Origin of the sequence: Clostridium malenominatum, assembly GCF_039521365.1 — a bacterium.
Taxonomy (GTDB): Bacteria; Bacillota; Clostridia; order Clostridiales; family Clostridiaceae; genus Clostridium_AW; species Clostridium_AW malenominatum.
The window spans coordinates 444425-468167 of sequence record NZ_BAAACF010000003.1 but is presented as its reverse complement, the minus strand read 5'-3'; the positions used below and the strand labels follow the sequence as shown (position 1 = coordinate 468167).

Below are 23743 nucleotides of genomic sequence, written 5' to 3'. Positions count from 1 at the left end.
CGTTATATTGCAAGGTGATTATTAAGTCACTTATTAAGATTCTATCTGTGAGGATAGAATAAATTAGAGTGGTAACGCGTAAATTGCGCCTCTATACAGAAATACTGTATAGAGGCTTTTGTTATTTATAATATTATATCTTAAGGAGGATATTTTTATGGAAAAGAAAACTTATTATATTACTACCCCTATTTATTATCCGTCAGCTAATCTACATATAGGAAATACCTATACCACAGTGGCAGCGGATGCAATGGCTAGATTTAAAAGACTAACAGGATATGATGTAATGTTTTTAACAGGAACAGATGAACATGGACAAAAGATTCAGAGATTAGCAGAAGCTAAGAGCGTGTCTCCAAAGGAATATGTAGATGAAATCGTAGCCGGAATAAAAGACTTATGGAAGATAATGAACATAAGCTATGATAAATTTATAAGAACTACTGACGACTATCATATAGATGCTGTTCAAAAAATATTTAAACAATTATATGACCAAGGTGATATATATAAAAGTGAATATGAAGGATGGTATTGTACTCCTTGTGAATCTTTCTGGACAGAGACTCAATTAATAGATGGGAAATGTGCAGATTGTGGAAGACCTGTTGAAAAGGCTAAGGAAGAGGCTTATTTCTTTAAAATGTCTAAATATGCGGATAGGCTTATAGAACATATAGAAGCAAATCCTCATTTTATTCAACCAGAATCAAGAAAAAATGAAATGATTAACAACTTCTTAAAGCCAGGATTACAGGATTTATGTATATCAAGAACTTCCTTTACCTGGGGAATACCTGTAAGCTTTGATGAAAAACATGTAATATATGTTTGGATAGATGCATTGGCAAACTATATAACTGCACTAGGATATAATAGTGGAAGTGAAGAACTGTTAAAAAAATATTGGCCAGCAGATGTACATCTTGTGGGAAAAGATATTTTAAGATTCCACACTATTTATTGGCCAATTATGTTAATGGCTCTAGGAGTAGAACTTCCTAAACAGGTATTTGGACATGGATGGTTATTAGTAGATGGAGGTAAAATGTCAAAATCTAAGGGTAATGTAGTGGATCCAGTGGTTCTTGTAAATCATTTTGGAGCAGATGCAGTAAGATATTTTCTTTTAAGAGAAATACCTTTTGGTTCTGACGGATTATTTAACAATGAATTATTTATACAAAAAATTAATTCGGATTTAGCAAATGATTTAGGAAATCTTTTGTCCAGAACTACAGCTATGATAGAAAAATATTTTAATGGAGTAATTCCAGCGCCAACTTGCAAAGAAGGCATAGATGATAGCTTAATAACAATGGCAATAGATGCTCATAAAAAGGTTGAAGCTCATATAGAAAAGTTAAGAATACCAGAGGCTTTAGACGAGGTATGGACTTTAATTGGAAGAGCTAATAAATATATAGATGAAACTACTCCTTGGATACTAGCAAAAGATGAAGATAAAAAAGAAAGATTGGGAACAGTGCTATATAATTTATCGGAAACTTTACGAATAGTATCGGTATTGATTTCAGCATTTTTACCTGAAACTAGTCTGAAAATTAATCATCAATTAAATATAGAAGCTACCACATGGGAAAGCGTAGCATCCTTTGATGGAACAAGGGCTGGAACTAAGGTTATAAAGGGAGAGTCCATATTCCCAAGAATAGACATGGATGCAAAGATTGAAGAATTAAATAAATTAAAAGAAGAGCAGATAAAGGAAACGGCTCCTAAGATGCAACCACTAAAAGAAGAAATAACTATAGAGGATTTTGAAAAAGTAGATTTAAGAATGGTAAAGGTATTAGCTTGTGAGCCTGTTAAAGGTGCTAAAAAACTATTAAAACTTAAAGTGGATTTAGCAGGGGAAGAAAGACAAGTAATATCTGGTATTGCACAATACTACAAACCAGAAGATCTTATAGGAAAATATGTAGTCCTTGTAGCTAATTTAAAACCTGCAAAGCTAAGAGGAGAAATCTCCCAGGGAATGATTTTGGCAGCATCAACAGATGACGACAGCAAGTTGTTTGCAGTAAGTATACCAGAAGAGTTACCAACAGGAAGTATTGTTAGATAGATTTATATAGATAATAGATAATGTGGAGATTTCCTTAGAGGAATCTCCGCATAGATATCTATAATAGTAAAATTTATGTTATATAATACTGTTATGAAAAGACGTATACTTTATTTAAGAATAGAAGCTACATTTAGGGTAATTAGATGTGGTTTTTTTATATAAAAATTTAAATAAGGTGGGTGGTAGGATGTCTATAATTAATTATATATTTAAAATTGATGATGAGTTTCGATTAAAAGAAGTATTCTCTATGAGTGAAAATAATAACTTAATATTAGATAATAGTTGGTGTATGAACATAGGAGAAAAAATTGATTATGCACTGGGAACTTCTATTAATCCAAAAGGTGGAATAGTAGAGGTGAAAGATAAATTCTATAAATATCAGTGGATAAACGATATGGAAGGTATAACATTATATTTAAGTGAGGAATCGGTATTACTTGAATTTTATCAACAAATTGTTAGCTTCATATCAGAAGGAATTCAAATTTATGATAGAAATGGATATTTTATAAATTCAAATCCTGCTAGTGAGAATTTACAAAATTATAATAAAGAGGATTTTAAAGGCAAGCATCTCTTGGATATCTATGACATAAAGGAAGGGTATAGTACAGTTTTAACTGTATTAAGAACAAAAGAAATAGTTAATAATCGTTGTGATCGTTTTAAAATGAAGACGGGTAAGACACTAACTACTATTAATACTGGATATCCCATAAAATTATATGGTAATTTATACGGTGCTGTTGTTTTTGAAAGTGATTTGTCCGTATTAAAAAAAATTGAGAATCGTTCATCAAATTTAGAGGCATATATAAAAGATGAAAGACCTGTTCATCAAGATGAATTATATACTTTTGAAGACATTATACATTCATCAGATAAAATGAAAGAGGTTATACATTTTGCTAAAAAAGTATCCTTAACGAATTCTAGTATTTTAATTACTGGGGCTACAGGAACGGGCAAGGAACTTGTGGCTCAAAGTATACATTCTTTTAGTCATAGAAGACATAAACCCTTCATTGATGTAAATTGCAGTGCTATACCAAGTAATCTTTTTGAAAGCATGTTTTTTGGAACAGAAAAAGGAGCTTTTACAGGAAGCATCGCTAAGCAAGGTTTTTTTGAGATGGCAGAGGGAGGGACTCTTTTCTTAGATGAAATTAATTCTATTAGTATGGATATGCAAGCCAAGCTCTTAAGAGTATTGCAGGAGAAAAGGTTCCAAAGAGTTGGAGGCAATAAATACATTAAGTGTGATGTTAGAATAATTACTGCATCAAACGAAGAGATTTCTGAACTTATGGAAAAACAACAATTTCGCAAGGACTTTTATTATAGAATTTCTACAATTAAGATAGATATTCCAAGATTGGAAGAGAGAAAAGACGATATATTACTTTTAACACAACATTTTTTAAATAAATTATATAAGCAATATGGAGAAAAACCAATATCTATAAATAAGGAAACTTTAGATGTATTAATTACCTATGATTGGCCAGGGAATATAAGAGAACTTGAAAATACAATTGAGTATGCATTTAATAAAATAGGAAGTAATAAAGAAATTATAGATATAGAAGATCTTCCAGATTATATTCGACCAATTAAAAGTGAAGTTAATTATCCAAAGATAAATAATGAAACTTTGGAAGAAAGAATTAGAAGAATGGAAAAAGAAATTATAAAAGAGGCTCTTCGATTACATGAGGGAAATATAACAAAAAGTGCAAGGGAATTAGGTATGAGCAGACAAAATCTACAACATAAAATAAAGAAATTGGAAATTTAGGAGAGCAAAAAAATTTGCGGTGGTGCCCAAAAAAGGGCGCCTTTTTTTATTGGATTTAAGGAATTAATTTACTCATATGCAAAGATATTTGCATATGAACATACAAACAAACTCAATTATATAAAAAACATAATTGAAAACTATGATTTTTCAGAAATTTTAGTATAAAAGTGGTTTTTATATTCTATGGCATGAATATTGCTCTAAAGATAAGTGAAATTAATCTAAATTATAAGGAGGCAGTTATATGTTGAAAAAAGACCCAATAATTAAAGAAAGTCATGGAAAAGAAGTGCGTAAAGGAGTATTTTGGCCATCTTTTATCGTGGTAGGAGGTGCAGCCATATTAGGAATAGTTAATAATGAATTATTAACTAAAGCTGCTATGAATACTTTCACATGGTCTCTTAGAAGCTTCGGCTGGTTATATCAAATTATATCAATAATAGTACTTATCCTTGCTGGTACTATCACTTTCTCTAAATTTGGTAAAATACGCTTCGGAGGAGCAGATGCTAAGCCTAAGTTCCCATTTCTAACCTGGTTTGCTATGGCTCTTACAGGGGGAGTAGCTACTGGATTAATCACCTATGGCGTTAATGAACCTATAATTTATTTTGGTAATATTTATGGTGAGATGGCTCAAACGGGTGTGCAACCGGGCACTTCAACAGCTATAATTTATGCTATTGCCCGTTGTTTTTATAACTGGTCATTTATACCTTATGCAATGTACTCAATATGTGGATTAGCAGTTGCATATATGTACTTTAATAGAAAAAAACCGTTGTCTGTAACAGCTACTTTAATACCCTTATTCGGCGAAAAAGTAACGAAGGGTATTTGGGCAAATATAATTGACACATTATCACTTTTAGCTATAGCTTTGGGATTAGCTTCTTCTTTAGGAGCTGGACTTGCGCTTGTTGGTTCTGGAATAGAAATTTCTTATGGAATTAAGCAAAGTATAATGATGTGGTTAGTACTTGCAATTGTTGTAACAGCTACATTTACCATTGCATCGTCTTTAGGAGTTGATAAAGGTATTAAGTGGTTAGCAAATTTCAATTCCAAGATATTCTATGTACTTTTAGTATTTCTTTTCATAGTTGGCCCTACATTATATATATGTAGAATTTCTACAGCAGGATTAGCGTATTGGTTCCAAAATTTCTGGAATTGGGGACTTGACCCTATTGATATAGGGGGAGAAGCATTAGTTATGTGGTGGACATTATATGACTGGGCTATATGGATAGCTTACGCACCATTGATGGGCATATTCTTAGCTGTAATATCCTATGGTAGAACAATTCGTGAATACATGATAATTAACTGGATACTTCCATCAACCTTTGGACTTGTTTGGTTTGCGGTTTGGGGAGTTACAGCACTAAATTGGCAGCAGACGGGAGTGTTAGACTTAGTTTCAACAATAAAAGAGAGCGGAGCAGTAGCTGGATTGTGGACATTCCTAAAACATATGCCACTGTCAGGTATATTAATACCAATTGTTATGTTAACACTGATCATTTCTTTTGCTACTACAGCAGATGCAATGACTACTACTATTGCATCTATATGCACTAAAAATATTGATCATGATGAAGAGCCTGCTAACTGGCAAAAGATGCTTTGGGGAATTTCAATTGGTGCAATATCATTCTTTATGGTTGCTTATGGTGGGGGTGCACAAGGTGTTGATGGTGTTAAATATCTTGCCGCATCAGGTGGCTTTATGGTGCTTTTTATATTTGTATTACAAATAGTATCTACTATTAAAATGTTTTTTATTGACAAAATAGAGGAATAATTTTTCAACATGGGAGGGAATAATTTTGTCGGAAAGAAAATATGCTAACGAAATAAAAGAAGTTGTTCTAGGAGATAAAATAAGTATAGAAGATTTAATCGCAGTTGCTCGTTTTGGCGCAAGGGTAGAGTTTTCTAAAGACTACTATTATAGAGTAAGAAAATCAAGAAATCTAGTGGAAAAGTGGATTGAAGAAGAACGTATAATGTATGGAATTACTACAGGATTTGGCGCTCTTTGCACAGAAATTATATCGGCAGAGGATACTGCAAAATTGCAAAGAAATATAATTTTATCTCATTCTACATCTGTTGGGGAACCTTTATCCATTGAGCAGGTACGCGCTACTATGATGATGGTATTACAAAATGTAGGACAAGGTTATTCTGGAGCGCGAGTTGAGACTATGGAAATGTATAAAGAGTTTTTAAATAGAGGAATCACTCCATTTGCACCAAGAGAAGGCTCTGTAGGATATCTTTCACCAGAAGCACATATAGCCCTAGTATTGATAGGTGAAGGAAAAGCATATGTTAATGGAGAACTAATGTCGGGTAAGGAAGCACTAAAAGCTTGCAATTTAGAACCAACTGTACTTTCTGCAAAGGAAGGATTAATACTTGTTTCCGGAACCACAAGCGTTACTGCACTTGGAGCATTAGCATTGTATGACATGATAAAATCATCAAAAGCAGCAGATATAATTGGAGCAATGACCTTAGAAGTCCTTAAGGGAACCACTAAAGCTTTTGGTAATGAGTTAATGAGCGTTCGTCCTCATGAGGAGCAGAGCAATACAGCTAAAAATGTAAGAAAAATATTAGGGGATTCTAAAATAGCAAAGCATTTTGAAAGTTATCGTCTACAAGATGCTTTATCTATAAGATGTATACCTCAGTTACATGGAGCAGCTAAAAATACCCTTAAAGATGCTTTAAAGGTTATTGAAATAGAAATAAACTCTTGCTGCGATAATCCAATAATATGGCCTGAAGGAGAAGATGGACAAGCAATTTCTGGATGTAATGCAGATTCTTCCTATGTAGGCATTGAAATGGATTCAGCTTGTATTGCAGCTACTCTTATTGCTAAAATGTCAGAGCGTAGAAATAATAGAATGATAGATGGAAATATTTCTGAATATCCTTGGTTTCTTATAAAAAAGCCAGGACTTAACTCTGGTTTGATGATACCACAATATACACAAGCGGGATTGATAAACGATATGAAGATATTATCACATCCAGCTACAGTAGATGGTATACCAACTTGTGGAAATCAAGAAGATTATGTGGCAATGGGATATAATGCATGCAAAAAATCAACACAGATTGCGGAAAAGCTGGAGTATGTTTTGGCAATAGAGCTTTTATCAGTGTTTCAAGCACATCAATTTGTAGAAGAAAATCTTTTACCTAGCAGTGTTACGAAGGCTGTTTTAGATGAAATTGCCCTTACTGTACCAGTTATGGAAGAAGATATATATCTATATCCGCATATTAATACACTGAAGAATTTAATACATTCAGGGAGAATTATTGAATTAGTTGAAGAAAGGATTGGGAGGTTGGCATAAACTATGAAGGTGAAAATAGATATTGGAAAAATATTTTTAACACCGCCATATGAAATGAGTGAGCGAATTACATTATTTATTATGTTGGTAATTACATTTATAATATTTTTTACACCATTGAAATTTTCACATATATCTCCTATAGAAGCGGCGATTACAGCTACGTTTCCAGCTTTATCAATTTCCTGGGGATGGATTGTACTTCTTCGTTCCGTTTTTAAGAAAAAGAAGTATTCTAAATATAATTAATTTAGTAAAATGCTTTTATAGATAAAGAGGAAGGAGCACCGATAAATACTATGTCGGTATATCTTTCCTCTTTTATTTTTGATATATGAAATTGCTTATGTTAAAATATTCATATAAATGAAGAGAGGTGTTTCATATGGAGAAATCAAAGGTTTATTTTACGGATTTAAGAACTAGACCAGGGCTTAATTTACTTGATAAATTAGAGAAATTGGTAAAAAAAGCGGGTATTGAAAATATTGATTTTAAAAATAAATTTGTGGCAATAAAAATTCATTTTGGTGAGCCAGGAAACTTAGCTTACATTAGGCCAAATTACGCTAGAAGAATTGTTGACATTGTGAAGGAGTTGGGTGGTAAGCCATTTTTAACAGATGCAAATACTCTTTATAAGGGAAGAAGAGACAATGCATTGGATCATTTAGATGCTGCCATGGAGAATGGATTTAATCCTTTAACTTTAGGATGTCAGATAATAATTGCTGATGGACTAAAGGGAACGGATTATAGGGAAATTGAAGTGGAAAATGGTTTGCACTGTAAAATTGCGAAAATTGGCACTGCCATAGCAGATGCAGATATTATTATTTCTATGAATCACTTTAAAGGACATGAGATGACTGGATTTGGTGGTGCTATTAAAAATTTAGGTATGGGAGCAGGCTCAAGAGGTGGAAAATTAGAAATGCATTCCGCGTCTCAACCAAAAATAGTTAAAAAGAGATGTGTAAGCTGTGGTTACTGCATAAAAAGTTGCTCTCAGGATGCCATATCCTATGATGAGAATAGAAAAGCGGAAATAAATTATGAAAAATGTATAGGCTGTGGTCAATGTGTGGCTGTTTGTCAGTTCAACGCTGCCCAGGTAGTATGGAATGAATCGGCAGATACTGCAAATGAAAAAATTGCAGAGTATACCTACGCAGTAATAAAAGATAAGCCACATTTTCATGTAAGCTTTATTATGAATGTGTCACCGAATTGTGATTGCTGGGATAGTAACGACACTGCAATAGTACCTGATATAGGTATAGCTGCATCCTTTGACCCAATTGCCCTAGATATGGCTTGCGTAAATCTAGTAAATAAGGCACCAATGATGAAAAATACTATTTTAGAAGATAAGTGTTACCATCAAGGTGACGATAAGTTTAGTCGTATTCACAGCAATACTAATTGGAAAACAGGATTGGATCATGGAGTTAAGCTAGGCATTGGTAAAGAGGAATATGAACTTATAGTATTATAATACAACTAAAACAGATATACATAGGAGGAAAAAACATGTTTATATTTGATTCTCATGCACATTATGACGATGAAAGTTTTGATGAAGATAGAGAAGAAATACTAAGGGAATTGAAAGAGAGTAATGTAATAGGTGTACTAAACTGCGGGTCATCCTTACAAGGAGCTAGAGATTCAGTTAGGTTAGCCAAAGAAAATGATATCTTTTATGCAGCAGTGGGAATACATCCAGAATATGCAGATATTGTAGATGAAGGAGTAATAGAGGAATTAAGAGAGCTGGCTAAATATGAAAAGGTTAGAGCAATAGGAGAAATTGGACTTGATTATTACTACGAAGAAAATCCACCAAGAGAAATTCAAAGGGTTGCATTTGTAAAACAAATGCAGCTAGCTGATGAGCTTAATTTACCTGTAATTATTCATAATAGAGACGCTCACGCAGATACTCTAGAGATATTAAAAATGTTTCCTAAGGTGAAAGGGGTTATACATTGCTTTTCGGGAAGTGTTGAATTTTCAAGAGAGTGTATAAAATTAGGGTATTATATAGGCTTTACTGGAGTGGTTACTTTTAAAAACGCAAGAAAAATAATAGAAGTAGCCAAAGATGTACCCATAGATAGAATATTGGTTGAAACAGACTGCCCTTACATGGCGCCTACTCCATTTAGAGGAAAAAGAAATAGATCTGAGTATATTAACTATGTACTGGAAGAAATTGCAAATAACAGAGGGATAGCTATAGATACTCTAAGTAATCACACTATTTCAAATACAAAGGAGTTGCTAAAAATAAAATAATGGTGTAAAATAGCTTTGTATCTCTAAAAAAGGATAATATTTCCGTAGAAAATGATTAAAACTAGAATATTTGGCATATAATATAATAAACTAAACAGCAATAAATTCCACCTTTAAAGAGACTGTCCACAAAAAAACAGCAATAATATTTTTTTTATAAAGTTATGCATATTGATGCATTTAGACAGTCAATATAAGAAGAATTTGACAAAACCACGTTTAGAGGATATAATCTTCAAATGTCTTACGTTTTGCCAAAGGGAGGTATTTGTGGTGGAAAAAATTAAAGAATCTATTAAAAAACATTTTTCCAATGGTCCTAAGGCAGTTTTTATTACTATGTTAATAATTATGATTAGTGCTATAACAATAAACAGCACTAAAAAAACTCTATATGTTTACATCGATGGTAAAGAAAATAAGATAGTTACTTTTAGAAGTAACTTAAATGGAGCCTTAATCGCCAATAAAATAGAAGTAGGACCAAAGGATAAAATTACACCTAGGTTAGACAGCAATGTAAAAGATAAAGATAAAATATATGTAAAAAAAGCCGTAAAGGTTGAACTGGATGTAGATGGAGAAACGTTAACTATTGAATCTGCCGAAGATGATATTGAAACCATGCTCACAGCAGAAGGAATACAGTTGAATGACCTAGATAGGGTAAGTCCATCTAAAGAGGAGCCACTTCAGGATGGTTTAAAAGTAGCTATAACTAGAGTAGAAACTAAAGAATTAAAAGAAGTTAAAACTCTTGATTATGCTACCGTTACTAAAAGAGATAGTAATTTACAGCAAGGAAATAAAAAAACCATTCAAGAAGGTAAAACTGGAGAAAAAGTTATTACTACTAGAGTAGTTTATGAAAATGGAAAAGAAATTTCCAGAAAGATAGTTAGTGAAGTGGTTACTAAAAAGCCAGTGGAAAAAATTATTGCTATGGGTACATTAGGTACCTATACCCCATCTCGTGGAGTGAATATACGTTATTCCAATGTAGTTAAAATGAGAGCTACAGCGTATACTTCAGATTACGCATCAACAGGCAAGAGCCCTGGTCACCCTTATTTTGGGATAACAGCTACAGGAACAAAAGCGAGAAGAAATACTGGTGGGTATAGCACCATAGCAGTTGACCCTAGAGTTATTCCCCTAGGAACAAAAGTTTACGTAGATGGATACGGGTATGCAATAGCAGAGGATACCGGTGGAGCTATCAAAGGAAATAAAATAGATGTTTATTTTGATAACAACAACCTGGTATATAATTGGGGAGTAAAGTGGGTAAACGTGTATATACTTAAATAAAAAAAGGAGCCAAAGGCTCCTGTTTTTTTGGTATTGGAGATGATAAAGTGATAAAAGAAGTAATTGTAGTAGAGGGAAGAGATGATATTACTGCAGTTAAAAGAGCAGTAGACGCGGAAGTAATAGCAGTAGGTGGTTTTGGTATAAATGCAAGAATTATAGAAAGAATAAAAGAAGCGCATAAAAGACAAGGCGTTATAGTACTAACTGATCCAGATTTTGCTGGAGAAAAGATTAGAAAGATAATATCTAAGAGGATACCTGATGTAAAACATGCTTACATCTCTAAATCAGAGGGATTAAAAGATGGAGATATAGGGGTAGAAAATGCCTCACCAGAAGCAATAATAAATGCATTAAAAGAGGCAAAGTGCCAATTAAAAAATAAAGTAGAGACCTTCACTATGGCAGATATAATATATTGTGGCCTTAGTGGAAAAGAAGATTCTAAAGAAAAAAGACAAAAACTAGGCAAGATTTTAAGAATAGGTTATGGAAATGCTAATCAAATTTTGACTAGATTAAATAACTATGGCATTACAAAAGAAGAGTTTTTAAAAGCTCTAGAGAAAATGGATAAGGAGAATTTTTATGGAAAATAATACTAAAGATATTGTAAATAAATATGGATTTAAATTTACAAAAAGCTTAGGACAAAATTTCTTAATAGATGATAGTGTTCTTAGAGACATAGTGGCAGGAGCTGAAGTTGCCAATGAAGATTTTGTAATAGAAATTGGACCAGGAGTGGGGACTTTAACTAAGGAGTTGTTAAAAAAAGCTAAAAAGGTTTTAGCTATAGAATTAGACTCGGATCTAATTCCTATATTACAGGAAGAATTAAAGGAATATGACAATTTTGAAATCATTAATAAAGATGTTTTAAAAGTAGATTTTGAGGAATTATTAAAAGATGAAGATCCAGTAAAGTTAGTTGCGAATCTACCATATTATGTGACTACTCCAATTATAGCTTCGTTGCTTAAAGGAAAATATAAATTTAAGTCTTTAACAATAATGATACAAAAAGAGGTAGGAGAAAGAATAGCGGCAGAGCCAAATAACAAGGACTATGGTTCTCTTTCTTTATTAGTTCAATATTATTGCGATGTAAGAACTATAAGAAAAGTATCGCCATCCTCGTTCATACCAAAGCCAAAGGTGGATTCTATAGTTGTTAGATTAGATAAACTGGATAAACCAAGGGTTGAAGTAAAAGATGAGGAATTGTTTTTTAAAATTATTAGAGCATCTTTTAATATGAGGAGAAAAACCCTTTGGAATGGATTAAAAAGTTTAGGATTTGATAAGAACATAATAGAAAAAGCTTTCGAAAATTCAAATATCGACAATAAAAGAAGAGGGGAGACTTTGTCAATAGAAGAGTTTGGAAATCTAGCAAATTCTATAAAAGATTTACTATAATGTAAAATCTTGTTCACTTTTTGAAATGTGTCACATATATTATAATGAATAAAATATATGGAGGTACATTATTTTGGCACAAAAAAAGAATTATAGTAGATATTTTATTATATTGAATGAAGATGAAAAAGGTTATGCCATAGCTTCTGATAAATTGCCTACGGGTTATGTTAAACTTGAAGTAAAAAGTAATAAATGTAAGATTTCTTATTATGTACAAAATTTAAAAAGGGAAGCCGCTCCTTATTACATGATATTAGTGCTTGGTAAAAAAGATACAAATAAATTAATTAAAATGGGAGAATTGAACATAGATGATTTTGGAAGAGCGGATGTTTCCTACGAATATACTTCGGATAATATAGGAGATACTGGAGTAGATGTAGATAGTATATCTGGAGCTTCAGTGGTAAGGATGATAGATACTAATATAAAGCCAGTTTTAAGTGGATTTTTAACCTCAGATATTCCTAAATGGAGAGATTATATAATAATTGAACCTAAAAGCAGAGAAGAAGAAGAAGTTAAGGAAGAAGTTACTCCAATAAGTATTTTTGACAAGTATGAGGAATCCGTAGAACAAAGGGTAAAGATAGAAGAAGTTGAAGAAATAGAAGAAATAGAAGAAATATACGATTCAAGAAAAGATATAGTAGAAAATATAGTAGAAGATATAGTAGAAGTTGATGATGCAAGAGAAGATATGTTAGAAGTTGAAGAATTGGAGCAAGTGCGGGAAGAACAACAAGAACTAGAAGCTCAGGAATCAGTGGAAAATGATGTATATACAAGGAATAAAGATGAAAAACGTCCAAAATGCAAGGTGGGGAAATTTTTTAATGAACTAGCTAAGGATTATGAAGAAATGAAGGACGAAATTGATGAAATAAAAAATTGTGTTTGGTATAGGATACCATCCAAAGATATAAATTCTATGAATTGCCCTATGCATTGGAATAAATATTCAGTAATATATTCCCCAATGATAAATTACCATAATTATATTATGGCTCATAAATATTACTTAGTAGGTTATAAGTATGATAAAGAAGGCAAAATGAAATGCTTAATATATGGCATACCAGGCAGTAAATCTAAATTACACCAGCCCTATGGAGGCAAAACCGGCTTTGTAACCTGGGTACCATCAAAGTCAAGAAAGTGTGAGGGATACTGGTTAATGTTCTATGATTTTAAAACTTCAACTATACTAATTCCAGTAAAATAGGTATGCGTGTTAGCATACCTATTTTATTAATAATTTTATTAAAACTTTCATATATTTTAATAGGACATTAATAAGGGAGTGGGTACATGAAAGTTATTTTAATAAATAAAAGAAGGCTAGGAGTATCAATAATAATTATTGGACTTATGTTTACTATGTTTGGAATGCAAAAATTCTTTAAGGATGAAATTAATTATACATCTCTTATGCAAAATAATATTAATTCTTTAAAGGAGTACGTAATTATGAAAGGTGAAGCCACCTATCATTTGCCCGAAGAATGGGTTACAAAGGAGGAAAAATTTCCGGGAGAGGAAGTAATATATCATAATAATTTTCAATCTAAGGATTTGAAAATACATGGATTTGTTCAGGTGTGGAATCTTAAGGAAGATTTAATAAACTTTCTGAAAAAGAGTGAAAAAGTATCTAAAGAGCAAAACACTATACTGGACTATAAATTACAACCTATAAAAATAGGTAAAGATGAATGGTATTTTATAGAATATATTATTGAAAACAGTTATGGTGTTAAATATAAAAGCTATGAATATTTTAAGAAAAATGATGATAAACTCATAAGATTTTCATTTTTTGTTTTAGAAGATAACTTTAAAGAAAATATGCCTACTGTATTTAAAACAATAATTCAAACTTTCAAACATAATTTATCTTAATAAAATATATGTTATAATTATTATTAAAGTAACAAAGGATAAACGGTTTTAAGGAGTGGAATTATTTGTTTAAAAAAACTTTTATAATTATATTGTTAGTAATATCAACCCTACTGGGAGGCTGCGCTAAGTTAGACTCTATAAAAGTTAGTTTGGGATTTAAGAATAATGATTTTGAGTATATAAGAGGAAAGAAAATAGATAAAATTGTAATACAAAATACAAGAGATAAGGGCTATAGATTTGTAGTGACGGATCAAAGTGCAATAGAAGAATTATATAAAATCTTATCTACAGCTAAGGAAGCCAAAGAAAAGTCTATTTTAAAACCAGATTACATATTTGAAATACATGAATCTCATGATAAAGTTCATAAATTTCAATACGTAGCAGGGTTAGATAAGAAAAACGGGGGAAACCTATATAGTGATGATAAGATATATATAGTATCTAAAAGAATTGATAATGACATAATAAAAAGTTTTTGGAATATACGAGTACCTAAGGATTTTACGGATATATACTATAGTTCTATTTTAAAAACATTGAATGAATATGTGAAGAATAACAAGGGAGAAAAAACCTTAGGTGTCAATCTAAAAGATGATATTGATGTAGGTAAATTTATATTATCTACGGATTTAGAGGATTTAAAAAGTAAACTATCAAATAAATATGAGGGAATTACTTTGATTGAGGAGGATTTAGCTAAGCAAGATATTATAATGACGGTAAAAACTCAAGGATATAGAAGAACTTTATATAAATCTATAATAACTTTTAATGATAAGGTTGATAAAAAAGAATTAAAATATTATATAGTCGGGGAGTATAAGAATACTGACTGGAGCTTAAGTATTACAACGGAAAAACCGGATAAATTTTAAAGTTAAGAGAAAATAAAATGAGTTCATAGATGTAGACATCTGTGAACTCATTTTAATGTTTATGATAAGAACAGATTTATATCATTTTCTACATTTGTTATTGCGCCTATACCAAAGTTTTCAACAAGAACTTTAGTAATATTAGGGGATAAGAATGCTGGCAGAGTAGGTCCTAAGTGAATGTTTTTAACTCCTAGTGATAAGAGTGCAAGAAGAACTATAACGGCCTTTTGTTCATACCAAGCAATGTTATATGAAATTGGTAAATCATTTACGTCGTCTAGTTCAAAAACTTCTTTTAGTTTTAATGCAATTACTGCTAAGGAATAAGAGTCGTTGCATTGTCCAGCATCAAGCACTCTTGGTATTCCAGCTATATCTCCAAGGGAGAGTTTATTATATCTGTATTTGGCGCAACCTGCAGTTAAAATAATTGTATCCTGTGGAAGCGATTTTGCAAAATTAGTATAATAATCTCTGCTCTTCATTCTTCCATCGCAGCCGCCCATAACAAAGAATCTTTTAATAGCTCCAGATTTAACTGCATCTACTACTTTATCAGCAAGAGCAAGTACTTGGTTATGCGCAAATCCACCAATAATTGTTCCGGTTTCAATTTCTTTAGGAGAAGGACATTTTTTAGCGTGGTCAATTATTTCTGAAAAGTCTTTAGCATGTCCATTTTCTCTATTCGGAATGTGTTTGAAGCCAGGATAACCTGCAGAACCTGTAGTATAAATTCTGTCAGCGTAACTTGCTAAAGGTGGTACTATGCAATTTGTAGTAAAGAGAACGGGGCCATTAAAGCTTTCAAACTCTTCTTTTTGTTTCCACCATGCATTGCCATAGTTTCCCACAAAGTGGTCATATTTTTTAAATGCTGGATAATAATTTGCAGGAAGCATTTCTGAGTGTGTATATACATCCACTCCTGTACCCTTTGTCTGCTCTAATAGCTCTTCAAAATCTTTAAGGTCGTGTCCACTTACTAAAATAGCAGGATTATTTCTAACTCCTATGTTAACTTCTGTTATTTCAGGATTTCCATATGTAGAGGTGTTTGCCTCATCAAGCAATGCCATAGTTTGAACCCCAAAATCACCGGTTTCTAGTACAAGAGATACTAATTCATGTATATTTAAAGTTTCATCTTCAGTCGCCAATAATGCCTTTTCCATAAATTCAACAATTTCAGTTTTATGATATCCTAAATTATGTGCATGTTCAGCATAGGCTGCCATACCTTTTAATCCAAGAATTACAAGGCTTTTTAAACTTCTTAGGTCTTCGTTTTCTGTACTTAAAACACCAACTACTTTTTCTTCAGATTTTGCTTTAAATTCATCTCTTTCTCCATGCCAGGTTGCAAAATCTTTATAATCTTTATCTTCTAACTTATTAGCTTCTACTAATCTATTTTTTATTGCTTCTCTTTCTTTCAAAGCTCTTTCAATTCTATTAGTGATAGCTTCATCGTGGAAATTTGCATTTGTTATGGTTGAGAATAGTGAGTCTAATATTAGGTAATCTGTCATAGGCTCATTAAGATGGGCTTTTCTTGCCTGTAGATTATATTCTGCCACGCCTTTTAAAACGTAAACTAATAAGTCTTGAAGATTTGATACATAGTCTGTTTTTCCGCAAACACCTATTCTTGCGCTACAACCTTTTCCGCCGGCAGTTTCTTGACATTGATAACAAAACATACTCATTTATAAATCCCTCCCATTAATTATAATTATAGGTTAATTGTACTATAATGGTGTACTTATGTCACTATGGTAGGGTGTTTTTTAAAATAAATAATCAAAAATTGTCAATAATATATATAGATATCTTAAAGCTAATATTTAAATTTATTTTAAGGAATGGTGAAGACATGAAAAAAAAGAGTTTAATATGGGTAATTCCCGTAGGATTAATAATGTTATTATTATCTTTTTTGTATATAAGAAGAGTAGAGAAAAAACCTAGTTTAGTAAAGACTGCTATGGCAAAGGAAGGGGAAATAAGGTCTTATTTATCCATTACAGGAACTATTAAGTCGAAGAAGTATAAAGAGTATTTTGGTACTCAGAGCAAAATTAAAAGAATATATGTAAAAGTTGGAGATAAAGTAAAGAAAGGTGATGTTTTGATTGAACTTGAGATTCCTAGTATGGATGAAAGCATAAAACAAGGGGAAATACAATATGAAAATGCATTACTACAAAATAGAGACTTGATTAATCAAAAGAACAAAATAGGAGAAAAGATTAGGGATTTGGATAACAAAATTAAGGAGTTGGAAAATAATATTAATCCAAATACATTGCCAGAATTACAAGCTTTAAAAACTCAAAGGGAAAACATACAAAATATATCTGATGAAAAGATTAAACAATCACAAAACTCTGTTACTCTGGCTAAAATTTCCTTAGATTCTTTGAGAAAAAAGAAAGAAGAGACAAAAGATAAAATAATAGCTGACATGGATGGAGTAGTAACGGCAATTAATGGTGGAGAGGGAGCTATTGTAAATGGAATGACGCCAACAATTGTCGTTGAAGATGTCCAAGATTTAAAAGTAATAATTTCCTTAGGAAAATATGATATTAATAAAGTAAAAGTAGGTCAAGAAGTTATAATAAGAGGAATACAAAAAAATTATAGTGGTAAGGTATCTATGATTGAACCTGCGGCAAAAAAGGTAACTTCACCATTAGGAGGAGATAAAACTTTAGATGCATCAATAGATATATTGGAGAAGGTGGATGATTTAAAAATTGATTTTGATGTAGATATAGACATTCTTACTGGAAAAGTTGATAAGGCGTTGAAGATACCAGCGGAATGTATAAGAAGTGAAAAAGGTGGTAAAAACATGGTTTATATATTTAAGGAAGGGAAAGCTGTAGAGAGAGAAGTTAAAGTAGGTTTTCAATCGGATACAGAAATAGAAATATTAGAAGGTGTAAGTTTAGGAGAAAAGGTAATATTAAATCCTAGCAGCAATATTACAAATGAAACAGTTGTGAAGGAAAGCTAAGGTGAATTGTATAAATGATAGAGATAAAAAATCTAACAAAAAAATATAATATGGGAGATTACGATTTTCTAGCTTTAGATAATGTAAATATTAACATTGATAAAAAGGAGTTTACAGCTATAATGGGGCCTTCGGGATCAGGGAAATCAACCTTGATGAATATATTGGGGTGTTTAGATAGACCAGATAGTGGTAGTTACATATTAAATAATAAGGATGTTTCAAATTTATCTGATGATGAATTAGCTTATATTAGAAATAAAGAAGTAGGTTTTGTATTTCAATCTTTTAATTTATTGCCAAGAATGAATGTGTTAGAGAATGTAGAGTTACCAATGATTTATAGCGGAGTTTCTAAAAAAGAAAGAAGAGATAAAGCATTAGAGGCTCTAGACAAGGTTGGACTAACCAATAGAATACATCACAAACCTAATGAAATATCAGGAGGACAAAGGCAAAGAGTTGCTATTGCTAGAGCCATAGTAAATAAACCTTCAGTTATAATGGCTGACGAGCCTACGGGAAATTTAGATTCAAAGTCTTCGTTGGATATAATGACTATATTTAGAGGATTAAATGAAGAAGGGGCAACTATAATAATGGTTACTCATGAATTAGAAATCGCCCAATATGGAAAAAGAATAGTAAAGGTGAAAGATGGGAAAATAGTTAGCGATGGAAAGGTTGAAAGCAGGAGGGGAGATTTTCATGAGGTTGATAGAAAATTTTAAGATAGCCATAGATAGTATAAGAAGCAATAAGTTAAGATCCTTTTTAACTATGCTTGGAATAATTATAGGAATAAGTTCTGTAATTACAATAATATCTTTGGGTAGTGGTGCTCAAAATGAAATAACAGGAGAATTTGAGAAAATAGGATCCTCAACTGTAATTCTAAAGGTAAACGCATCTAAGGCATCTAATGGTGACTATATAAGCTATGATGATATTAAAGCAATAGAAAGCAGAGTGGAAAAAGTTAAATATGTGTCTCCTTCAATTCAAAGAAATGGAGTAGTAAGTTCTGATAAAAAAAGTAGAAGGGCTTTAATTACTGGAGGCAACAGTAACTTAGTATACATATCTAATGAAGAAGTAATTTATGGCAGGTTTTTCAATGAAAGAGAGTATAATGAAGGCAAAGGAGTTATAGTAATTGATGAACATTCTGCAAAAAGTTTATTTGGGTATATAGATGTAGTAGGAGAGACCGTAAAAGTTGGGGCTAAAAGTTCTATAAAAACTGCAGTAATAATAGGAGTAATTAAAGGCTTTACTAGTCCTTTTATAGACCCTTCAGAAACTAATATGCCCACGTTTATTTATACACCAGATACTTTTTTAAAAATATTGTATCCCAATGATTTTAATATAGATACTTTAAATATTATGGCTGTTGGAAAAAATGATGTGGAAAGTGCGGGGAATGGCGCTAAAAGTGTACTAGAAAATAGACATAATAATAAAAGTAAAGAAATATATAAGATAGATAGCGTATTGAAGCAGATGGAAGAGATAAATAAGGTTTTAAACATATTCACTGCTTTTATAGGAGCGGTGGCAGCTATTTCTCTTTTAGTTGGAGGAATCGGAGTTATGAACATAATGTTAGTTTCTGTTACAGAAAGGACTAGAGAGATAGGAATAAGAAAAGCTATCGGTGCTACAACTAAGGTAATTTTAATGCAATTTTTGACAGAATCTTTAATAATATCGTTGATTGGTGGTATAATAGGTATGATTTTAGGTATAATTGGTGGAGAAATAATAGGGATTTTTGCTAATATAACCCCTTCAGTATCTATTGAGGTTATATTAGGAGTGATTTTTTTCTCTTCAGCAGTAGGTATTTTTTTTGGAATATATCCTGCTAGAAAAGCCGCTAAATTAGATCCTATAGAAGCCTTAAGATATGAATAACAAGAGGAAAAGGGAGGAATTTTAATGAGCGATTGTAATAGCTGCGCAAGTAAATCAACATGTAGTAGTAAAGAAAAAGGATGTTCTAAGATTTTGCCAAAGTATGGTAAAATAAAGAATATAATCGGAGTAATAAGTGGTAAGGGTGGAGTAGGTAAATCTACAGTTACAGGAATATTAGCTACTGAGTTAAGCAAGGCTGGCTATAAAGTAGGGGTTTTAGACGGAGATATAACAGGGCCATCTATGCCTAGGTTTTTTGGAATAAATGAAAAAAGAGCAGAGATACATGCTGTAGAAAATAGCGAAGAGGTTAAGTTTATACCAGTTCAAACATATGAAGGAATAAAAGTTATATCTTTAAACTTACTTACAGAAAAAGAAGAGGAACCGGTTATATGGAGAGGACCTGTAATAACTGGAGTACTCACTCAAATGTATACAGATACTGTGTGGGAGGAATTGGATTATTTGCTTATTGACATGCCACCAGGAACTGGTGACATTGCTCTAACTATAATGCAAAGTATACCAGTTACAGGAATGGTTGTAGTTTCCACCCCACAAGACATGGTTTCTATGATTGTAAAAAAAGTAATTATAATGGCTGAAAAGCTAGGAGTTAAGATAATAGGAGTAGTAGAAAATATGTCCTATGTACAATGTGGGGATTGTGGAGAAAAAATTAAAGTATTTAGCAAAAAGTCTGCAAAGGAACATGCTGAGTATCTAGGAATACCTCTTCTAGCGGAGATGCCAATAAATTTGGATTTGGTAGATAGTTTAGAAAAGGGAGAAGCAGAAAAGTATGTTATGGAAAACAATGGTTATAATGAATTAATAACAAACTTTAAAAATTTTATGTAAATTTTGGATTAGGCACTTTAATTGCCATAAATAGTATGTTATAAATAAATTACTATTAGGTAAAACTAAAATCATAATCTTATTGATTAAGGAGGTTATATTTATGAAAGCACATGTAGATAAAGATACTTGTATAGGATGTGGATTATGTCCAGGAATTGCTCCAGATGTTTTTGAAATGGAGGATGACGGAAAAGCTGTAGCTATAGTGGATGAAGTTCCAACAGATTCAGAAGATGCAGCCAAGGAAGCTGAAAGTAGTTGCCCAACTAATGCTATTTTTGTAGAAGGTTAATAAAAAATAGGAGGAAAAACCTCCTATTTTTATGTCTTAAAAGAAGTCTACTAGTTTATCGTTAGTCATTTTTGGAGCTTCGGTATCAATTCTTACAGTATCTCCTATCTTCACATTAGAAGGCAGAGTAAACTTATTTACATCTATAGTTAAACCATTTTCAAAGCTTACAAATACTGCTGTGTTATTCATATCAATAACTCTTCCTACCATTCGAATCATCCTTTCATAAAATATATTCATAAAATATTATTTACAATATCATGGTAATTTATTAATATTAAATATAAAGAATACATTAAGCTGTATTACTGTGGAGGATGATATGCAAAGGTTATTAAAAGATTTGTTTTTATTAATACTTCTAATTACTACATGCCTGCAATTTATTAAAATAAGTAAGATGAGATCTCATGTACAAAAATTGCAAAAAATTAAGGAATCTCTATATGAAATTGCTTATAAAATTGTACATACAGAAGATGAAGAGCAACTATATAATATAGTCTTGGGCACTTCTATAAAGCTAATTTCTAATGCATCTAAGGGCAGTATATTGTTATTAGAGGAAGATGGTAAATTTCATTTTAAAACACTCGTTGGATATTCCGAAGCATTGAAAAATATATGCTTTTCTAAAGAAGAGATTTTTATTAGTAATAGAAGCTCTAAGGAAAGTGTGATAATAAAAAATCCATCAAAATTTGATAAAAAAACATTAGGGGAAGATAAAAATCAACAGTTACAATTAAACAATGCACTAGATATGGCTTGTACTATAAGTTCTCCGATATATATTGATGATGAGTTAATAGGATTAATAAATATTGATAGCACTAATAGTAATAAAGTATTTACTGAAGAAGATAGAATGTTTATGGATTACATAAAAAGAGATTTAGAGTTAGTAATAAAAAATAATTACGTACAAAATAAATTAAAAGTTATAGCTAATCATGATGAACTCACAGGATTAATTAATAGAAGATATTTTAGATATCTATTTGAAAAAGAAGTTGTGAACATGAAGGAAAACAACGCCACATTATGTGTTATATCTATAGATATAAATGATTTTAAACTAATAAATGATACTTACGGCCATAGTGTTGGAGATTGTGCGTTAATAGAGTTTTCTAAAGTAATTAAAGAAAAGGTTGGACAAGATATTTGTGCTAGAATATCAGGAGATGAATTTGTAATTTTATTGAAAAATTGTTCAATGGAAAAATCTCAGGAAAAAATAAATATCATACAAAATGAAATACAAAAAATAAAGTTTGGTAATTTAGGTTTAGATTTTAGTTATGGAATATATTGTGTTAACTCAGAGCAAGGTATTACTGTAGATGAAATTTTAGCAAGAGCTGATAGAGAAATGTATAAAAATAAAAGGATATTCCACTGCATTATATAGATGTGGTGAATATCCTTTTGTTTGGTTCAACGCCTAATGAAATAGTAATTACTCAAATCTAATAGTTATTCTATGGTCAAAAATATTCCACCATGTGTTTCCAGGATTCATGGGAATTTCTACATTATTGCTATCTAAAAATACTGTAGGGGAAGTAAGGGATTTTTTAACCCATTTACCTTTGACATATTTACCGTTGCTTATAATATAACAATCGCCTTCTCCTATAAGATTTACGTCTATGTGGATGCCATCATTTTGCAATGAAATATCTGTAAGTTGGATAATAATATTATCTATTTCCACAGGTAGATTTTCTTCATTATCTATGCATTTTTCTCCATCCATGTATTTTGTATATGCATTATTTTCAAAAACATAAGAAGTGGTATAATACGTGTTTATTTTTAATGAAACTTCTGTAGCGTTATTACCGTTATTTTCCCAAAATAATTTATCGAACTTAAGAGAACTTCTAGGGGAACTAACTAAATTTTTGTCTTTAATTAATTCTCTTAAATTAGAAGAAGTATAAAGGCTATGTTCATACTGCCTGCTATTATCACGCCAATAATATTTTTCATAGGTAAATTCATTTAAACTAGGAAGATTTTCCTTTTGTATACGTTGCTTTGCTTCCTCGCTATATCCACAATGGGCAAAGGGAAGATTATTTTCTATAGATATATCTAAAAAATATGGTCGTGCGCTTCTAATAGGTCCTATTTTAGAGGAATCATTTTTATGATAAAGAGCAATAAATCTGGAGATTCCACCTTCTGCCATGGTTTCATAAACTATATCTGCATGAATTAGTCCTGAATGAGGTCTAGATAATTTTGAGTTTTCTATAATAGCCATAAAAGGAATTTTAGAATAAGTGTTTTTATCAATTTCTTCACCGGTATAAGGAGAAAAGAATTTTTCCTCTTGCTTAGGCTCTTTTTGTTTAACTTGATCTTGCTTAAATTCATTTACCGCTTGTGAAGGTTTGCTGCATCCTAAAAGTAAAAATATTGAGATAATTAAATATATGAGTTTCTTCATACTATCCACCCCTATAGAAATTATTATATATATTTTACCAGATTTTTAATTT

General features: G+C 31.4%; 22 protein-coding genes and 1 other annotated feature (1 of these 23 only partly in view). Of the genes, 19 read left to right on the top strand and 3 right to left on the bottom strand.

What is annotated here, in order from left to right; genetic code table 11:
* Positions 1–96: a binding site (T-box leader), on the top strand (it extends 141 nt beyond the left edge of the window).
* A 61-nt stretch (positions 97–157) separates the two neighbouring features.
* The 13 genes from metG (at position 158) to ABDZ69_RS14000 (ending at position 15117) form a co-directional block, all read left to right on the top strand.
* On the top strand, positions 158–2092 hold the full coding sequence (gene metG / locus ABDZ69_RS14060) for a methionine--tRNA ligase (RefSeq protein WP_343770594.1): 1935 nt from the start codon (positions 158–160) through the stop codon (positions 2090–2092).
* Positions 2093–2282: 190 nt separating this feature from the next.
* Positions 2283–3899, top strand: coding sequence for a sigma-54 interaction domain-containing protein (locus tag ABDZ69_RS14055; RefSeq protein ID WP_343770593.1), 1617 nt, complete (start codon positions 2283–2285; stop codon positions 3897–3899).
* 247 nt (positions 3900–4146) lie between these two features.
* A complete protein-coding gene (locus ABDZ69_RS14050; RefSeq protein WP_343770591.1) occupies positions 4147–5712 on the top strand; it encodes a BCCT family transporter in 1566 nt (521 codons plus the stop codon).
* Positions 5713–5737: 25 nt separating this feature from the next.
* The gene (locus ABDZ69_RS14045; RefSeq protein ID WP_343770589.1) at positions 5738–7288 is read left to right on the top strand and encodes an HAL/PAL/TAL family ammonia-lyase; all 1551 of its coding nucleotides are present in this window, start codon (positions 5738–5740) and stop codon (positions 7286–7288) included.
* A gap of 3 nt (positions 7289–7291) precedes the next feature.
* Complete coding sequence (locus ABDZ69_RS14040; protein WP_343770587.1) at positions 7292–7537, top strand: hypothetical protein; 246 nt, start codon at positions 7292–7294, stop codon at positions 7535–7537.
* A 136-nt stretch (positions 7538–7673) separates the two neighbouring features.
* Positions 7674–8786 carry a DUF362 domain-containing protein gene (locus ABDZ69_RS14035; RefSeq protein ID WP_343770585.1) on the top strand — a complete coding sequence of 371 codons (1113 nt, stop codon included), beginning with the start codon at positions 7674–7676 and terminating at the stop codon, positions 8784–8786.
* 35 nt (positions 8787–8821) lie between these two features.
* Positions 8822–9589 carry a TatD family hydrolase gene (locus tag ABDZ69_RS14030; protein WP_343770583.1) on the top strand — a complete coding sequence of 256 codons (768 nt, stop codon included), beginning with the start codon at positions 8822–8824 and terminating at the stop codon, positions 9587–9589.
* A 270-nt stretch (positions 9590–9859) separates the two neighbouring features.
* On the top strand, positions 9860–10900 hold the full coding sequence (locus ABDZ69_RS14025; RefSeq protein WP_343770581.1) for a resuscitation-promoting factor: 1041 nt from the start codon (positions 9860–9862) through the stop codon (positions 10898–10900).
* Positions 10901–10947: 47 nt separating this feature from the next.
* A complete protein-coding gene (gene rnmV, locus ABDZ69_RS14020; RefSeq protein ID WP_343770579.1) occupies positions 10948–11502 on the top strand; it encodes a ribonuclease M5 in 555 nt (184 codons plus the stop codon).
* Positions 11492–12325 carry a 16S rRNA (adenine(1518)-N(6)/adenine(1519)-N(6))-dimethyltransferase RsmA gene (gene rsmA / locus ABDZ69_RS14015; RefSeq protein WP_343770578.1) on the top strand — a complete coding sequence of 278 codons (834 nt, stop codon included), beginning with the start codon at positions 11492–11494 and terminating at the stop codon, positions 12323–12325. Before rnmV ends, rsmA begins: the two co-directional genes overlap by 11 nt.
* A gap of 73 nt (positions 12326–12398) precedes the next feature.
* Positions 12399–13553: a DUF7922 domain-containing protein gene (locus tag ABDZ69_RS14010; RefSeq protein ID WP_343770576.1), complete on the top strand. Its 1155-nt coding sequence runs from the start codon at positions 12399–12401 to the stop codon at positions 13551–13553.
* A gap of 86 nt (positions 13554–13639) precedes the next feature.
* Positions 13640–14230: a hypothetical protein gene (locus ABDZ69_RS14005; protein WP_343770574.1), complete on the top strand. Its 591-nt coding sequence runs from the start codon at positions 13640–13642 to the stop codon at positions 14228–14230.
* A 65-nt stretch (positions 14231–14295) separates the two neighbouring features.
* Complete coding sequence (locus ABDZ69_RS14000; protein ID WP_343770572.1) at positions 14296–15117, top strand: YhfM domain-containing protein; 822 nt, start codon at positions 14296–14298, stop codon at positions 15115–15117.
* A gap of 59 nt (positions 15118–15176) precedes the next feature.
* On the opposite strand, the gene hcp is transcribed toward ABDZ69_RS14000, so the two are convergent.
* Positions 15177–16829 carry a hydroxylamine reductase gene (gene hcp / locus ABDZ69_RS13995; protein WP_343770570.1) on the bottom strand — a complete coding sequence of 551 codons (1653 nt, stop codon included), beginning with the start codon at positions 16827–16829 and terminating at the stop codon, positions 15177–15179.
* Positions 16830–16996: 167 nt separating this feature from the next.
* Between hcp and ABDZ69_RS13990 the strand changes: the two genes are divergently transcribed.
* The 5 genes from ABDZ69_RS13990 (at position 16997) to ABDZ69_RS13970 (ending at position 21227) form a co-directional block, all read left to right on the top strand.
* Positions 16997–18145 carry an efflux RND transporter periplasmic adaptor subunit gene (locus tag ABDZ69_RS13990; protein WP_343770568.1) on the top strand — a complete coding sequence of 383 codons (1149 nt, stop codon included), beginning with the start codon at positions 16997–16999 and terminating at the stop codon, positions 18143–18145.
* Positions 18146–18159: 14 nt separating this feature from the next.
* Positions 18160–18876 (top strand): ABC transporter ATP-binding protein, encoded by a 717-nt coding sequence (locus ABDZ69_RS13985; RefSeq protein WP_343770566.1) that lies wholly within the window; start codon positions 18160–18162, stop codon positions 18874–18876.
* Positions 18854–20065, top strand: a complete 1212-nt coding sequence (locus ABDZ69_RS13980; protein ID WP_343770564.1) for an ABC transporter permease — start codon at positions 18854–18856, stop codon at positions 20063–20065. The genes ABDZ69_RS13985 and ABDZ69_RS13980 overlap by 23 nt, the downstream gene beginning before the upstream one ends.
* 24 nt (positions 20066–20089) lie before the next feature.
* Positions 20090–20932 (top strand): Mrp/NBP35 family ATP-binding protein, encoded by an 843-nt coding sequence (locus ABDZ69_RS13975; RefSeq protein WP_343770562.1) that lies wholly within the window; start codon positions 20090–20092, stop codon positions 20930–20932.
* A 103-nt stretch (positions 20933–21035) separates the two neighbouring features.
* On the top strand, positions 21036–21227 hold the full coding sequence (locus tag ABDZ69_RS13970) for a ferredoxin (RefSeq protein WP_343770560.1): 192 nt from the start codon (positions 21036–21038) through the stop codon (positions 21225–21227).
* A gap of 36 nt (positions 21228–21263) precedes the next feature.
* On the opposite strand, the gene ABDZ69_RS13965 is transcribed toward ABDZ69_RS13970, so the two are convergent.
* Positions 21264–21440: a hypothetical protein gene (locus tag ABDZ69_RS13965; protein ID WP_343770558.1), complete on the bottom strand. Its 177-nt coding sequence runs from the start codon at positions 21438–21440 to the stop codon at positions 21264–21266.
* 112 nt (positions 21441–21552) lie between these two features.
* Here ABDZ69_RS13965 and ABDZ69_RS13960 point away from each other — a divergent pair, with 112 nt between their 5' ends.
* Complete coding sequence (locus ABDZ69_RS13960; protein WP_343770556.1) at positions 21553–22644, top strand: sensor domain-containing diguanylate cyclase; 1092 nt, start codon at positions 21553–21555, stop codon at positions 22642–22644.
* 48 nt (positions 22645–22692) lie between these two features.
* On the opposite strand, the gene ABDZ69_RS13955 is transcribed toward ABDZ69_RS13960, so the two are convergent.
* A complete protein-coding gene (locus ABDZ69_RS13955) occupies positions 22693–23691 on the bottom strand; it encodes a DUF3048 domain-containing protein (protein ID WP_343770554.1) in 999 nt (332 codons plus the stop codon).
* Between the last annotated feature and the right edge of the window lie 52 nt (positions 23692–23743).

Excerpts from the sequence above, each read along its gene's own strand:
- metG (WP_343770594.1), top strand. The coding sequence starts at position 158 with ATGGAAAAGAAAACTTATTATATTACTACCCCTATTTATTATCCGTCA.
- ABDZ69_RS14055 (WP_343770593.1), top strand. The coding sequence starts at position 2,283 with ATGTCTATAATTAATTATATATTTAAAATTGATGATGAGTTTCGATTA.
- ABDZ69_RS14050 (WP_343770591.1), top strand. The coding sequence starts at position 4,147 with ATGTTGAAAAAAGACCCAATAATTAAAGAAAGTCATGGAAAAGAAGTG.
- ABDZ69_RS14040 (WP_343770587.1), top strand. The coding sequence starts at position 7,292 with ATGAAGGTGAAAATAGATATTGGAAAAATATTTTTAACACCGCCATAT.
- ABDZ69_RS14035 (WP_343770585.1), top strand. The coding sequence starts at position 7,674 with ATGGAGAAATCAAAGGTTTATTTTACGGATTTAAGAACTAGACCAGGG.
- ABDZ69_RS14030 (WP_343770583.1), top strand. The coding sequence starts at position 8,822 with ATGTTTATATTTGATTCTCATGCACATTATGACGATGAAAGTTTTGAT.
- rsmA (WP_343770578.1), top strand. The coding sequence starts at position 11,492 with ATGGAAAATAATACTAAAGATATTGTAAATAAATATGGATTTAAATTT.
- ABDZ69_RS14005 (WP_343770574.1), top strand. The coding sequence starts at position 13,640 with ATGAAAGTTATTTTAATAAATAAAAGAAGGCTAGGAGTATCAATAATA.
- hcp (WP_343770570.1), bottom strand. The coding sequence starts at position 16,829 with ATGAGTATGTTTTGTTATCAATGTCAAGAAACTGCCGGCGGAAAAGGT.
- ABDZ69_RS13990 (WP_343770568.1), top strand. The coding sequence starts at position 16,997 with ATGAAAAAAAAGAGTTTAATATGGGTAATTCCCGTAGGATTAATAATG.
- ABDZ69_RS13985 (WP_343770566.1), top strand. The coding sequence starts at position 18,160 with ATGATAGAGATAAAAAATCTAACAAAAAAATATAATATGGGAGATTAC.
- ABDZ69_RS13980 (WP_343770564.1), top strand. The coding sequence starts at position 18,854 with ATGAGGTTGATAGAAAATTTTAAGATAGCCATAGATAGTATAAGAAGC.
- ABDZ69_RS13975 (WP_343770562.1), top strand. The coding sequence starts at position 20,090 with ATGAGCGATTGTAATAGCTGCGCAAGTAAATCAACATGTAGTAGTAAA.
- ABDZ69_RS13970 (WP_343770560.1), top strand. The coding sequence starts at position 21,036 with ATGAAAGCACATGTAGATAAAGATACTTGTATAGGATGTGGATTATGT.
- ABDZ69_RS13965 (WP_343770558.1), bottom strand. The coding sequence starts at position 21,440 with ATGGTAGGAAGAGTTATTGATATGAATAACACAGCAGTATTTGTAAGC.
- ABDZ69_RS13960 (WP_343770556.1), top strand. The coding sequence starts at position 21,553 with ATGCAAAGGTTATTAAAAGATTTGTTTTTATTAATACTTCTAATTACT.
- ABDZ69_RS13955 (WP_343770554.1), bottom strand. The coding sequence starts at position 23,691 with ATGAAGAAACTCATATATTTAATTATCTCAATATTTTTACTTTTAGGA.